At 63.3% G+C, this 12,993-nt stretch carries 12 protein-coding genes; 3 read left to right on the forward strand and 9 right to left on the reverse strand.

Translation table 11 applies throughout. From position 1 onward, the window contains the following. Positions 1 to 127 precede the first annotated feature (127 nt). The 6 genes from ccsB to hemL form a co-directional block, all read right to left on the reverse strand. Complete coding sequence (gene ccsB / locus ACN50D_RS15675) at positions 128 to 1,090, reverse strand: c-type cytochrome biogenesis protein CcsB (protein ID WP_003941951.1); 963 nt, start codon at positions 1,088 to 1,090, stop codon at positions 128 to 130. Next, complete coding sequence (gene resB, locus ACN50D_RS15680) at positions 1,087 to 2,751, reverse strand: cytochrome c biogenesis protein ResB (protein ID WP_003942064.1); 1,665 nt, start codon at positions 2,749 to 2,751, stop codon at positions 1,087 to 1,089. The genes ccsB and resB overlap by 4 nt, the downstream gene beginning before the upstream one ends. After that, the gene (locus tag ACN50D_RS15685; RefSeq protein WP_007735278.1) at positions 2,748 to 3,596 is read right to left on the reverse strand and encodes a cytochrome c biogenesis CcdA family protein; all 849 of its coding nucleotides are present in this window, start codon (positions 3,594 to 3,596) and stop codon (positions 2,748 to 2,750) included. Before ACN50D_RS15685 ends, resB begins: the two co-directional genes overlap by 4 nt. 2 nt (positions 3,597 to 3,598) lie before the next feature. Further along, positions 3,599 to 4,204 carry a TlpA disulfide reductase family protein gene (locus ACN50D_RS15690; RefSeq protein WP_003942071.1) on the reverse strand — a complete coding sequence of 202 codons (606 nt, stop codon included), beginning with the start codon at positions 4,202 to 4,204 and terminating at the stop codon, positions 3,599 to 3,601. Continuing rightward, entirely contained in the window at positions 4,201 to 4,860 is a 660-nt protein-coding gene (locus ACN50D_RS15695; protein WP_003941868.1) for a histidine phosphatase family protein, read from the reverse strand. The genes ACN50D_RS15690 and ACN50D_RS15695 overlap by 4 nt, the downstream gene beginning before the upstream one ends. A gap of 66 nt (positions 4,861 to 4,926) precedes the next feature. Beyond that, positions 4,927 to 6,252: a glutamate-1-semialdehyde 2,1-aminomutase gene (hemL, locus tag ACN50D_RS15700; protein WP_037129903.1), complete on the reverse strand. Its 1,326-nt coding sequence runs from the start codon at positions 6,250 to 6,252 to the stop codon at positions 4,927 to 4,929. A 110-nt stretch (positions 6,253 to 6,362) separates the two neighbouring features. Between hemL and ACN50D_RS15705 the strand changes: the two genes are divergently transcribed. After that, positions 6,363 to 6,710, forward strand: coding sequence for a hypothetical protein (locus ACN50D_RS15705; protein ID WP_042453034.1), 348 nt, complete (start codon positions 6,363 to 6,365; stop codon positions 6,708 to 6,710). Between the two features lie 59 nt (positions 6,711 to 6,769). Then, positions 6,770 to 8,701 carry an acyl-CoA dehydrogenase gene (locus tag ACN50D_RS15710; protein WP_024487810.1) on the forward strand — a complete coding sequence of 644 codons (1,932 nt, stop codon included), beginning with the start codon at positions 6,770 to 6,772 and terminating at the stop codon, positions 8,699 to 8,701. Positions 8,702 to 8,741: 40 nt separating this feature from the next. Here the strand turns inward: ACN50D_RS15710 and ACN50D_RS15715 are convergent, their stop codons facing one another. Next, positions 8,742 to 9,758, reverse strand: coding sequence for an ABC transporter permease (locus ACN50D_RS15715; protein ID WP_007735285.1), 1,017 nt, complete (start codon positions 9,756 to 9,758; stop codon positions 8,742 to 8,744). 131 nt (positions 9,759 to 9,889) lie between these two features. Between ACN50D_RS15715 and ACN50D_RS15720 the strand changes: the two genes are divergently transcribed. Then, positions 9,890 to 10,450, forward strand: a complete 561-nt coding sequence (locus ACN50D_RS15720) for a TetR family transcriptional regulator (RefSeq protein ID WP_007735287.1) — start codon at positions 9,890 to 9,892, stop codon at positions 10,448 to 10,450. Here the strand turns inward: ACN50D_RS15720 and ACN50D_RS15725 are convergent. Further along, positions 10,441 to 11,316, reverse strand: coding sequence for a TIGR03619 family F420-dependent LLM class oxidoreductase (locus ACN50D_RS15725; RefSeq protein ID WP_081557560.1), 876 nt, complete (start codon positions 11,314 to 11,316; stop codon positions 10,441 to 10,443). The two genes, ACN50D_RS15720 and ACN50D_RS15725, sit on opposite strands and share 10 nt — an antisense overlap. Further along, positions 11,313 to 12,971, reverse strand: a complete 1,659-nt coding sequence (locus tag ACN50D_RS15730) for an ABC transporter substrate-binding protein (protein WP_212633903.1) — start codon at positions 12,969 to 12,971, stop codon at positions 11,313 to 11,315. The genes ACN50D_RS15725 and ACN50D_RS15730 overlap by 4 nt, the downstream gene beginning before the upstream one ends. Positions 12,972 to 12,993 lie beyond the last annotated feature (22 nt).

Raw genomic sequence — 12,993 nt, forward strand, 5'->3', positions numbered from 1 at the left:
GTCGATCCCACAGCTACCAGACAGCTAGTAATTCGCCAAGCTGCATCGTAACTGTTGCCCGCCCCTGACGTACCTACCGGTAATACCTACAGACCGGTCGGCAGCCACCCACGGTACCTCGAGAGGATCAGGTGAGTCCCGCGTAGGAGTGCAAGCCGGAGACGACCATGTTGATGATGAAGAGATTGAACAGCATCGCAACAAAACCGGCGATGTTGATCCAGGCGGCCTTCGTCTCCCGCCACCCGGAGGTTGCCCTCGCATGCAGGTAGGCCGCGTAGATCACCCAGGCGATGAAGGACATCGTCTCCTTCGGATCCCAACCCCAGAAGCGTCCCCACGCAGCTTCCGCCCAGATGGCACCGAGGATGACGCCGGCGCCGAACAGCGGAAACGCGATGATCGTGCTCTTGTACGCCAAGCGGTCGAGAGTCTGGGCATCCGGCAGTCGCTCTGCGATCCGGCCACCGATGCTCGTGCCTTCGTCACCGGGCGGGAACTTCAGTCGCAGCAGGAACAGAAGGCTCGCGATACCGCCGATCATGAAGATTCCGGAGCCGACGCTGACGATCGTCACGTGAATCGGAAGCCAGTACGAGCGTAGCGCCGGCACCACGGGAGCCGCGTCGGCGTAGAGGACCGTGCCGGCGAGGAACATCAAGATCAGAACCGGCACCAGCAGGAAGACCCACATCGGACGGTACGCCGGCTTGATCAACAGGACGTGCCCGACCAGCAACGACGCCGCACACGCCATCGCCACGAATTCGTACATGTTGCCGAGCGGGAATCGTTCCGTCGCAAATCCGCGGAGCACGATCGACGCGATGATCAGCACCGTTCCGACGACCAGGACAGCTCGGCCCATTCCGCCGAATCGTTCCGAGAGCGACTTGCTCGGAGTCTCCGCGACCCTGCCAGGCACGGATGCGTCGACACCGCCGGCGGAGACCAGTTCCTTGTCCTGAACCGCCTTTGCTCTGGCCGACGCGTACTGCACGATGAGCAGCACAAACGCCAGCACGAGCACGGTGAAGGCGGACTTGAAGGCCCAGTCGCTGTACTGCGCGAGTGTCTCGTTCGTTGTCATCGGGCGTTCTCCTGCGCGTGCGGTTGGTTCACCGCGGTGGTCGGATTGCTTTTCAGCAAGCGGTCGGCGAGGCGGTCGAACTCGTCGCCCCAGCCTGCGTGGTCGGTGCGGGCAAGCCCACCAAGTTCTACTACAGTACGTCGTTCGTCATCTGGATAGATACGTGCCCAGACGCGGCGACGCTTGATCACGAGCGAGACGAGTAGGCCCGCCATCATGGTCAACGCCGAAACCAACACCCACACCTGAGCGGGATCGTGGGAGACCTGCAGGTTCACGAAGTCGACGGCACCATCGAATCGCACCTGGGTTCCGTCGGCAAGCGTCGCGCTCTCCCCCGGAAACAGATTGACTCGATCCTGCTTGACCAGTCGGCCCTGATTGATCAGTTCGGTGTTGAGTTCGAACAGCGATTGCGGGTTACCGGTATCGAGTCCGGTGTCGCCCTTGTAGATGTCGATGGCGACTGCCGGATCGTTCATCGCCGGGTAACTCGACGACAGCAGGTTGCCGTGGAACAGCGCTGTGGGCGCGAACAATCCTTCGATGGCAATCTGATTCTTCCGACGCTCGTCCGCATCGGGATACATGCCGCCCGGCGGGTCGAAGCGCATCGCGCCACTGCTCAGGAACGTCGTGGCGTCGTCCGGACGCCACTGGAGCGTCTCGGTGCGGGTCTCACCGTTCGGGAACGTGACGGTGAATGTCGGCGCGTATCCGTGTCCCTGCAGGTACACACGATCGCCGGCGATCCGCAGTGGGTGGTTCACCTGGATGGTCGTGTCCCGCCAGGTATCGGACTCGAGGTCGTCGCCTGCCTGGTACGAGATGTCCGAGGTGAACATCTCGGCCTGACCGGTCTCGAGGTAGTCGGCCTGGAAATTCTTCACACGTACACACAGCGGGGTCATGCCGGTGCCGTCGAGGCTCAGACCGGCGACGAAGGAGTCGAACACTGCCGGCGAGGTCGTGCAGAACCCGGGGCCGTCGTTGGCGATGACGATGCGATTGCCCTCGTAGCCGAACAACTTGCCCGCGGCGATCGCGATCAACAATCCGACCAGCGAGAGGTGGAACACGAGGTTGCCGAACTCGCGGAGGTATCCCTTCTCCGCCGAGATGGTGATCTCGCCTTCGCGTCGTGATTTCGAATCGCCGCGACGCGTTTCGACGCGCCACCCGCGCAGTTCTTTCGACACCCGGGCAGCAAGTTCGTCGGGAGTCTCGCCGTCCACGACGCTCTTGGTGTGGTGCGGCAGGCGAGCAAGATTGCGCGGCGCATTCACCGGACGGGTGCGCAGCGCCTTCGCGTGCTCCACGCAACGCGGCAGGATGCAGCCGACCAGCGAGATGAAGAGCAGTGCGTAGATCGCGGTGAACCAGAAACTGCTGAACACGTCGAACAATTCGAGGCGGTCCATCCACGGACCGAGCGTCGGACGCGCGGCGATGTAGTCGGTGACCTTGCCCTCGTTGAGGGTTCGCTGTGGCAGCAGGGCGCCGGGGATCGCAGCGAGCGCGAGGAGGAACAGCAGTACCAGTGCGGTCCGCATCGAGGTGAGCCCGCGCCAGGTGTTGCGCCCGAGTGCAACGACTCGACCGATCACCGACTGCTTCGGCAGCACGGGTTTCGGGTGGTCGTTATTGTCGTCAGCTGTCATATCGGCAGCGTCACCTCCGAGATAAATGCGTCGCGAACCCAGCCGACGAACTGGTCCCACGCGCCTGTGACGAGGGCGATTCCCACTGCCACCAACATGATTCCGCCGAAAATTTGAATGGTGCGTGCATTACGACGCAACCAGCCGACGCCGGTCAGCGCGCGCGCCGATCCCAGCGCCAAGATGATGAACGGCAGGCCGAGTCCGATGCAGTACGCGACGATCAACGTGACACCACGCGCGGCGGTCATCCCGTCGGTTCCCGCCGCTACGGACATCACGCCTGCCAATGTCGGACCGAGGCACGGCGTCCAGCCCAGAGCGAACACTCCCCCGAGCAGCGGCGCACCCACCAGTGACGACACGCGACGCGGTTCGAAACGAACGTCCTTCTGCAGCGCCGGAATCAGCCCGATGAAGACGAGACCCATTGCGATGGTGACGACACCGCCCACTCGCATCAGGACCTCGCGGTTGACGAGCAGCGTGGAGATCACGCCGAATACCGACGCGGTCGCGAGGACGAACACAACGGTGAAGCCCGCGACGAACAGTCCGGCCGCACCGGCCACCCTCAGTCGACTGCTCCGGGTGATCGTCCGCGTCTTCGCCTCTTCGGCGGTGATCGCGGGAGCGTCGGCACCGACGACGCCGGCCAGGTAGGACAGGTAGCCGGGAACGAGCGGCACGACGCACGGTGAAGCGAACGACACCAGACCGGCGAGCACACAGGCGCCGAGGGCGAGCAGAAGCGGACCGGACGACGCCGCGTTCTGAAACGCTTCGCCCACACCGGCACTCAATGTGTCGCTGCCGGCCAGCAGCGTAGTGGTCGTGGTTGTCATTTTTACTGCGCGTCTTCCTGAGCTACTCGCTGGACGACGGGCAGCAAATCCTCGGCGAGAAGTTCTTGGAGGAACACCGCGGCGACGCGATGCTGGCGGTCCAGGACGATCGTCGTCGGAATGACCGACGTGGGGTAGCCGTCACCGAGGGCGATCAGCGAACGCATCGACGGGTCGTAGATCGACGGGTACGAGACCTTGTTGTCGACCACGAAGTCCTGCGCTTTGTTCTTGGTGTCGTCGCGGACGTTGATGCCGAGGAACTGCACGCCCGAATCCTTGGTCTGCTCGTAGACCTGTTCCAGGTCGTCGGCTTCGGCGCGGCACGGTCCGCACCACTGACCCCAGACGTTGAGAACGACGACCTTGCCCTCGAAGTCGTCGACACCGACCTTCTGACCTTCGTTCATCAGATCGGGCCCGGAGAGCTTGCCGATGGTGCCTCGGTCGGACGGCGGATCGTAGAAGATCTTGGTTTGTCCGCCCGGTGAGACGAAGTCGAAAGTTCCGCCCTGTGCGACGGCGTCGTCGCCGGTCGCGCAGGACGAGAGAAGAAGCATCGCCGACGCAGCGGCTGCGAATGCTGCGGCGATGCGGCGCGAAATCATGCTCCTGTCACTCTCGGGTCGGAGGCGCCGGCAGGTTCGGAGTAGACGATGTCGACCAGGGTGTCGCCTTCGTAGACCAGTGAGGTCAACGAGGCCAGTCCGCACTGACGGTGACGGGGGTCGTGCCAGAGACGCTCGCCTTGCAGGAATCGACGCAGAGTCCAGACCGGAAGCTGGTGGCTGACGACGACGGCTTCGTGTCCGACTGCCGCTACGCGGGCGGCATTGACGGCTGCGAGCATGCGATGCGCGATCTGCAGGTAGGGCTCGCCCCAGGACGGGGTGAACGGGTCACGCAGTTTCCACCAGTGACGCGGACGCGAGAGCGCACCGTCCCCGACGGCAACCTTGAGACCCTCGAACTCGTTGCCTGCCTCGATCAGATTTTCGTCCGTGACGATGTCGAGCTTGTGTGCCTCGGCGATCGGAGTCGCGGTCTCTTGTGCGCGCTGCAGCGGCGACGCGACCACGTGGGTGATGTCGTGATCGGCGAGCACCGACGCGACCGCACGAGCCTGAGCTTCGCCCGCCACCGACAACCGGAAACCCGGGAGCCGTCCGTAGAGGATCCCGCGCGGGTTGTGTACTTCGCCGTGGCGCAGGACGTGGACGATGGTGCGGGTGGACGTGTGGTCGGGGTGATCGGCGTCGGTCACAGTCGAGGGTCCTCGCTGAAGATGATGGATGTCGGAAGCGTGCGGGTGTTCTGGAATGGGAACTGGTCAGGGCTTGACGGCAGCAGCTGCGGCCTTGGCTGCGTGCGGCATGGCGTCGGCGATGATCGAGAAGGCTCGATCGTCGAGTGCTGCGGAGACGAACCACGCTTCGAACGCGCTCGGCGGCGGGTACACGCCGCGGGAGAGCAGTGCGTGGAAGAAGGCGGGGAATCGCCAGGTCTGCGCGGCTTTGGCTTCGTCGTAGTTGGTCACCGTGTTCTCGGTGAAGAACACGCTCACCAAGGTGCCTGCGTACTGCACTCGGTGTTCGACGCCTTCGGCGGTGAGTGCTTGGGTCATGAGGTCGCCGAGGGCGGTCGCGTTCCGGCCGAGCTTGGCGTACACCTCGGCGTCGGCGGCGCGCAGGCTCGCGAGTCCGGCGGCGACGGCTACGGGGTTACCCGAGAGGGTGCCTGCCTGGTAGACGGGACCGTCCGGTGCGAGGTGGCCCATGATGTCGGCGCGGCCGCCGAATGCTGCGGCGGGCAGTCCGCCGCTCATGACCTTGCCGAAGGTGTAGAGGTCGCCTGCGACGTTGTCGATGCCGTACCAACCCGAGGCACTGACGCGGAATCCGGTCATCACCTCGTCCATGATCAGGAGTGCGCCGTGCTCACGGGTGAGACGACGCAGTCCCTCGTTGAAACCGGGAAGCGGTGCGACGGCGCCCATGTTTCCGGCGGCAGCTTCGGTGATGACACACGCGATGGCGCCGGGATTGGCCGCGAAGGCCGCGGCCACCGCGTCGAGATCGTTGTAGCGCACGACGATGGTGTCTTCTGCTTGAGCGCCGGTCACGCCGGGAGAGGTCGGCAGCCCGAACGTCGCGAGGCCGGATCCGGCGTCGGCGAGAAGGGCGTCGACGTGGCCGTGATAGCAACCGGAGAACTTGACGATCTTGGTCCGCCCGGTGAATCCGCGGGCGAGGCGGACTGCGCTCATCGTGGCTTCGGTTCCGGAGTTGACCAGACGAACCTTTTCCACGGGCGCGACGCGGGCGACGATTTCCTCGGCGAGAGCAACTTCGCCTTCGGTCGGCGCACCGAAGGAGAGACCTCCGAGGGCTGCTTCGCGAACTGCTTCGACGACTGCCGGGTGAGCGTGCCCGAGAATCATCGGACCCCAGGACGACACCAGGTCGACGTAGTTGTTTCCGTCGACGTCGGTGAGGGTGTAGCCGGATGCTTCGCGAATGAATCGCGGTGTTCCGCCGACCGAACCGAACGCGCGGACGGGCGAGTTGACGCCACCCGGAATCACGTTGCCGGCACGTTCGAAGAGCCGAGCGGAGTTCGTTGCATGCACGTCGGGATCACCGGAAGACACAGTCACGGCTTCCAGTGTCCCAGTTCTGTCGAATCTGACAACGACAGGGTGTAGGACTTCGGTGCTCGAGGCGAGTTTTCCGGTCGAACGGGGCCCCGCGTGAGACGATTCCGGGCATGAAGCGACTGTTGACGACGCTGATGGTCTCGGCTGCGATTCTTCTCACATCGTGTGGTTCGGACGCTTCGAACGACGACAAGGCGACAGTTTCGTCGCCGCCGAGCACCACCGACTCGGCTCGAACCACCGCGGCGACGAGCACCGACCCCGCGTTTCTCGGCGGGTGTTCGGCGGTGTCCGTCTACGTTCAGCAGCGTGTTCAGAGCGGCGACACGTCGACCCAGACGGCGGGCGCCGACTTCCTGAAGATCGTCGAGAACGACCCTTCGTACCAGGCTATGTCCGAGAGCGAGAAGGAACTCTTCCGCCAAGGAATCGAAGCGGGTGCCGCGGGCTCCTGCTGAATGTGAGGTTGGGATCGAACCGGGTTGCCCGCGGTGCGCTACGCGCTATCGTCGGTTCCATGGCCACCACAGCGGACCACCTCAGGACAACACTCGACGGACGCTGGCGGGAGGTGCGTGAGCGCGTTCGCGGCGAATTGAACGACGAACGTTTTGCTCCGCACTACACACCCAACACCGCCATTGCGCGCTCCAAGGCTCTCGAACAGATGCGGGTCCTCGCCGATCTCGGGTACGCCGCAAACGGTTTCGCCGTCTCTCACGGCGGAACGGGCGACGCGGGTGGCGCCGTCACCAGCATCGAGATGCTCGCGATGTCCGACCTCTCACTGATGGTCAAGGCCGGCGTCCAGTGGGGTCTGTTCGGCGGCGCCATCGAAAACCTCGGCACCGAGCGTCACCACCAGGCGTACGTCAAGCCGCTGATCGATCTGGACCTGCTCGGTTGCTTTGCGATGACCGAGACCGGTCACGGCAGCGACGTCCAGGAACTCGAAACCACGGCGACCTACGACGTCGAGACGGGCGAGTTCGTCGTCAACTCCCCCACTCCGTCCTCTCGCAAGGACTACATCGGCGGCGCTGCCCAGCACGCCACCGTCGCAGCGGTGTTCGCACAGCTGATCACCGGAGGCGAAAGTCAGGGCGTCCACTGCTTTGTCGTGCCGATTCGTGACGACGCCGGCAACGACCTCCCCGGCGTCACGACGTCCGACTGCGGGCTCAAGGGTGGACTGCCCGGAGTCGACAACGGCCGCATCGTCTTCGACCAGGTCCGCATCCCGCGTGAGAATCTACTCAACCGTTACGCCGACGTCGCCGAGGACGGCACGTACAGCTCGGCGATCGAGAACCCGAACCGTCGTTTCTTCACGATGGTCGGCACACTGGTTCGTGGACGTGTCACCGTCGGTGGTTCCGCGGCAGCGGCCGCCCGCGTCGGATTGGCCATCGCCGGTCGATACGCCCTGCAGCGCAGGCAGTTCAGTGCTCCGAAGAGTGACGACGAAGTCCTGATCATGGACTACCTCGTCCACCAGAAGCGTCTGCTGCCGTTGATCGCCCGCTCGTACGCTCTGCAGTTCGCACAGAACGAACTCGTAGCCGCGATGCACGACATCCAGAGCAGCGACGACCCGGATCCGCAGGAGCAGCGCGAACTCGAAGGTCGCGCCGCCGGACTCAAGGCCGCCAACACCTGGCATGCCACTCGGGCCATCCAGGAGGCACGCGAAGCCTGCGGCGGCGCAGGCTATCTCGCCGAGAACCGCCTCACCGCACTCAAGGCGGACACCGACGTCTTCACCACGTTCGAGGGTGACAACCACGTTCTGACGCAGTTGGTCGCAAAAGAACTCCTCACCTCCTACGCCGACGAAGTCCGCGGCATGAGCCCTGTCGACTGGATGCGCTTCGCCGCTACGACGGTCTCCGACGTGGTCAAGAAACGCACGGCAGCGCAGCAGATCCTGCAGACGATCGTCGACACTCGCCAGGACAACGAAGAGGACGGCAGCCTCTTCAATCGCGGCACCCAGATGAAGATGTTCGAAGACCGCGAAGAGTACCTACTCGCCACTGCGGCAAGGCGATTGCAGGCAGCGCAGAAGCGCGAGGAGAACCCGTTCGACGCGTTCAACTTCGTGCAGGACCACGTGCTCAAAGCCGCTCAGGCGCACATCGAGCGCGTCATCCTGGAAGCATTCGTCGCCGGCATCGACTCGTGTGAGGACGAGACCGCAAAGGAACTCTTCGGCGAGGTGTGCGATCTCTACGCACTGTCCGTGATCGAAGAGGACAAGGCCTGGTTCATGGAGCACCGGCATCTGTCGGTGGAGCGTTCGAAGGCCGTGACGCGCGGAATCAACGAGCGTTGCCGCACCCTGCGCCCCCACGTCGAGACACTGATCGACGGGTTCGGCATTCCGGACATCCTGCTGGGGTCCGCGATGCTCGACGGACCGGGCACCGACGCGGTACGGCTGAAGTAAAGGGTTCGGGTAGGGTCGGCAATCGCCGGCCCCACCACACTCAGTGCGCTGCTGCCTTTTTCGACTGGCGAGAGGCGAGCAGTCCGGTCAGGCCGAGTGCCGCGACCAGCCAGATCCCCAGAACGAGCAGGTGCGGTCCGGCGCCGTTGCCACTGAAGTAGATGACGGAGCGGATGGGCTCCATGGCTGCCGATCCGAGCCAGAACGAATGGATGTGCTGCCAGAATCCCGGCAGGAACGACACCGGAATGGCACCACCCGAACTCGGGAAGTTGATGAAAACGAGCACCGTCAGCACCGCGAAGATCGCGGCTTGGCCGAGCAGTCGATTGAGCAGAATGCTCACCGCACCGACGGTGAACGTGTAAACCATCGAGATTCCCAGCAGTTGCAGGATCTGGCCGAATGACGCCCCGAAGGCGTGCATGAAGATGCTGGTGATGCCGAAGGCTATGAGCGGGGTGAGTATCGCCGCACCGGCCAGGATCGAATACTGCTCGCGCAACCGCATTCTCGGCGCAACCTGACTGAGCACCGTGATGGTCAGGTAGCCACCGAGGGTGCAGACGATCAGGAAGTAGAAGAGTCCGACAGTCGAGGAGTCGCGCGCCGTGACAGGCGCCGAGTCGATCACCGTGACCTGCTGCCCCGTCTGCTCCGCAACCGAATGCGCCAAGCTGCTCACCACGGAAACCGTCGAGGCGCCCGCGCCGGTGGCGATATGTGCGGTCACGGCGTCACCGATCTCGATGGCGCCGATCGCATCGCGGTTGTCGATCCGAGAGAGTGCGTCGGCGGCGTTGGCTGTGGCAACGATGTCGAACTTGTCACCCGACGAAGCCTGGATTCCGTCGATCAGCGGGGCCGTGACGGACGGCGACCCGACCACCACGATCGGTGCCTGATTCGGCGTCGGCGAATGGAAGGCGCTGACGTAGCACAAGCAGAACATGATGACGAAGAACAACGGAAATGCGAGTCCACTGCCCACCATCTTCCAATTGGTCGGCGGATCGACAACTTCTTCGCTGGGTACTCGGACGTCGGTATCTGTCATATTCCACGCTCTCTTCACTAACCGCATCTAGCTGTCAACACCGTTGACAGACTCAACAGTCAACACCGTTGACACGTTATAGTCAACGCCGTTGACAACGCGGTCGGCGAGCGAGCACCGAGGTCGATGTCGTGACACCCACGAGGCACACGCCAGAGCAGGAGCACCCCTCGACATCCGAGGCGATTCGCGCGGCGGCGTTCCAACTGTTCGGCGAGCACGGGTTCGGCGGCACGTCAGTTCGCGCCATCGCCAAAGTTGCCGGAATCGATCCGGCCCTGGTCATCCGGCATTTCGGGTCCAAAGAAGCACTGTTCCTGGAAACCACGCCGGTTGCGGACTACTTCGAAGGCCAGTTCGACGGCCCACTCGACACCCTCGGTGAGCGAATCGCCGCCTTCGTCCTGGGCAAGGCCGACGCCCGGATGCTGTCGGTGTACACAGCGCTCATGCGAGCGTCGGACAGTCCACGCATCCGGGAGCGACTCCGAGACATGACCGGAGTATTCGCCACCAATCTCGCCGCTCGTCTAGACGGCGAAGACGCGTACACCCGCGCACTCCTGGTCTCCGCCCAGGTGTCCGGGCTGTTGAGCGTCCTCAGCGACGAGAGTATCCCCCAGTCCGCAGATCGCGACGAGTTGGCAAAACTCTACGGCCGGGCGATGCAGACGCTGATCGATCAGTACTGAGCGATGACCTCCTCGGCAAACCGCCGAACGGAGTCGAGTCGTCCCTGACGATCACCGGAGTCAACTCCGTAGTGATACCAGGGCAAAACTCTGATTTCCGTGACTCCGAGAGTCTCGAGTTCGCGATATCCGTCCAGATCACGAACATCCGTCGGCGAGACGTTGACGCCGAAAGGAACATCGGCACGACCGTACTCGACCCGCAATTCCGTGAGACGATCGATGGCGCAGGCTAATTCGGCTTTGGTCGTGTTCACCGACATCCAACCGTCAGCCAGCCTGGCTGCACGACGCAACCCCGGTTCGCTGTGCCCACCGATGTAGATCGGAACCGGAATCTCCGGAGCAGGACTGATCATCAGAGCGTCGAAATCGTAGTGCTTGCCGTGGTATTCGACCCATTCCGGCCCACGTCCCGCACACACCGCCTTGATGATCTCGATGGCTTCGTCGGTACGCGCGCCGCGGGTGCGCATCTCGGTACCGGTGAAGGTGAATTCCTCGGGAATCCAGGACAAACCGACGCCGAGAGCGACGCGGTTCCTCGACATCACGGCCATGGTCGCGACCTGCTTGGCAGTCAACAGCGGATCGCGCAGTGGAAGTTTGAACACGTTGGTGTAGAACTGAATTCGCGATGTGACGGCCGCCATCGCCGCCATGGCAATGAACGGATCAGGCATCGGCGTCTCGGGCGCCCACATCCGCTTCCCGTCAGCAGTGTACGGGTACGGCGCCGACACCTGCTCCGGATAGAACACGGAATCCGGCATCGCGATTCCGTCGAACCCCACCTCTTCGGCGACCTGCGCCAACTCGCACAGTTCCAGCGCGTCGATCATCGCACCCGCCAAGGACCACTTCATCGTTCCACCGTTTCGCCGTTGGGCGAGATCCAAGCGCCGCCCAAGAACATGATGTCGGTGATGTTGCGAACGACGCCGTGAACGTTGCCGTCCCATGCGGTCAACACCGACGCCGGCCCCCAGATCACGTAAGGCACAGTCGCGTTGGCGTACTCCTGCACCTTGCTGATCGCCTCACGGACAGCATTGTCCGTCGATGCCGTCTGCACAGCTGTGATCATCGCGTCCATCTCCGGGTCCGCGAAGCCGGACGGGTTGTTCTTCGAATCACTGGCCATACTGTTGTACAAATTGAGGTACGGCGCTTCTTCTCCGACCGGAGCGCCACCTCTGGTCATGTCGAAATCGTGGTCCTTGTATACCCGTCGAACCAGATCGGTCACATCGGTCGCGTAGTCGATGGTGACGTCGAAACCGATCGCGTTCAGCGAAGCCTGAACCGTCAGTGCCGTCGCCTGTTGGCTCGGCTCCGAGGTGGTGAGGTAGCGGAGTTTCCCGTCGTACCCGTCGGACTTCGCTTGACCGAGCAGCGCCTTTGCCTTCACCTGATCGAACGGAATGCCTGCTGTGTTGTTGTACCAACGTGACGTCTGCGGGACCAGTTCGGAACTGGCGGTGCCCAATCCGTTGTTCGCCCGGGTATTGACCACCGCCGGATCCACCCCGTAGGCGATCGCCTGACGGACGCGAACATCGGCCCCGGGCTTGCCCTCACGGTTGTTGATCGTGCCGATCCCGTTCTGTCCGGTCGGACTGAGGTAACCCGAGTATCCGTCGTCGAGAGCTTGTTCGATCACGGCCTCGTCGCGGAGAATGTACGTCATGTCGATCTGGCCGCTCTTCAACGATTCGTACTGAGACTGCGCACCCGACGTGGGAACAAACCGCACTGTGTCCAGTGGAGGTTTACCGCCCTGATAATCCGTGCGTGCGGCGAGTACCAGTTCTTCGTGCGGGGCGAACTTGGCCAAGGTGAACGGACCCGCCCCGATCGGTGTGAACGCTCCCTCCCCGGTTCCTGAAACCGACCCTGCCTCTCCCCCTGAACTTCGCGCAACGATCATTCCGGGCCCGAGCGACAACAGCGCCGGGAATTGACGCCAGGGCCGCTCGAGCACGAATTCGACTGTGGTGGCGTCGGGCGTCTCGATCCGATCCACGATGTTGAGCCAGGTCTGCGATACATCACCCTTGCCTGCCACGAATCGATCGATACTCCACTTCACCGCTTCCGCGTCGAGCGGACTTCCGTCGCTGAAGGTGAGGCCATCAGCCAAAGTGACGGTGTACGAGGTGAAGTCGCTGTTGTTCGACAGTGTCTTCGCGAGTTGTGGCACGAAGCTCCCGTTTGTGGAGTCGCTGCGTACCAGCGTGTCGTAAATCGCGGCCATTTCGGTTCCGCCGGTCGAACCGGCGGCTTGCGTTCTCGTGGGGTCCAACGAGGAAGGGAACGAATAGGACCCGAAGGTGAGAACACCGCCGTCGATCCGCTCCCCCACATCTGGGGCGCCCACAAAACCAGCTGCGCCACTACTGCTCGGTGAAGCCGATCCCGAGTTGTCCCCACTGCTCGACGCGCAGCCGGCCAACATCAATGCACCGGCAAGCCCGAGCGCGACAAAGCGAGGGCCGAACCTAATCTTCCTGGTGTACATACGTTCCCAATCTCCGTCAGCG

It is taken from the genome of Rhodococcus sp. SB1D, assembly GCF_048573875.1.
GTDB classification, from domain to species: Bacteria; Actinomycetota; Actinomycetes; order Mycobacteriales; family Mycobacteriaceae; genus Rhodococcus_F; species Rhodococcus_F qingshengii.

Coding starts and splice junctions, on each gene's coding strand:
- ACN50D_RS15715 (WP_007735285.1), bottom strand. CDS start 9,758: ATGACAGATACCGACGTCCGAGTACCCAGCGAAGAAGTTGTCGATCCG.
- resB (WP_003942064.1), bottom strand. CDS start 2,751: ATGACAGCTGACGACAATAACGACCACCCGAAACCCGTGCTGCCGAAG.
- ACN50D_RS15730 (WP_212633903.1), bottom strand. CDS start 12,971: ATGTACACCAGGAAGATTAGGTTCGGCCCTCGCTTTGTCGCGCTCGGG.
- ACN50D_RS15705 (WP_042453034.1), top strand. CDS start 6,363: ATGAAGCGACTGTTGACGACGCTGATGGTCTCGGCTGCGATTCTTCTC.
- ccsB (WP_003941951.1), bottom strand. CDS start 1,090: ATGACAACGAACGAGACACTCGCGCAGTACAGCGACTGGGCCTTCAAG.
- ACN50D_RS15710 (WP_024487810.1), top strand. CDS start 6,770: ATGGCCACCACAGCGGACCACCTCAGGACAACACTCGACGGACGCTGG.
- ACN50D_RS15685 (WP_007735278.1), bottom strand. CDS start 3,596: ATGACAACCACGACCACTACGCTGCTGGCCGGCAGCGACACATTGAGT.
- ACN50D_RS15690 (WP_003942071.1), bottom strand. CDS start 4,204: ATGATTTCGCGCCGCATCGCCGCAGCATTCGCAGCCGCTGCGTCGGCG.
- ACN50D_RS15725 (WP_081557560.1), bottom strand. CDS start 11,316: ATGAAGTGGTCCTTGGCGGGTGCGATGATCGACGCGCTGGAACTGTGC.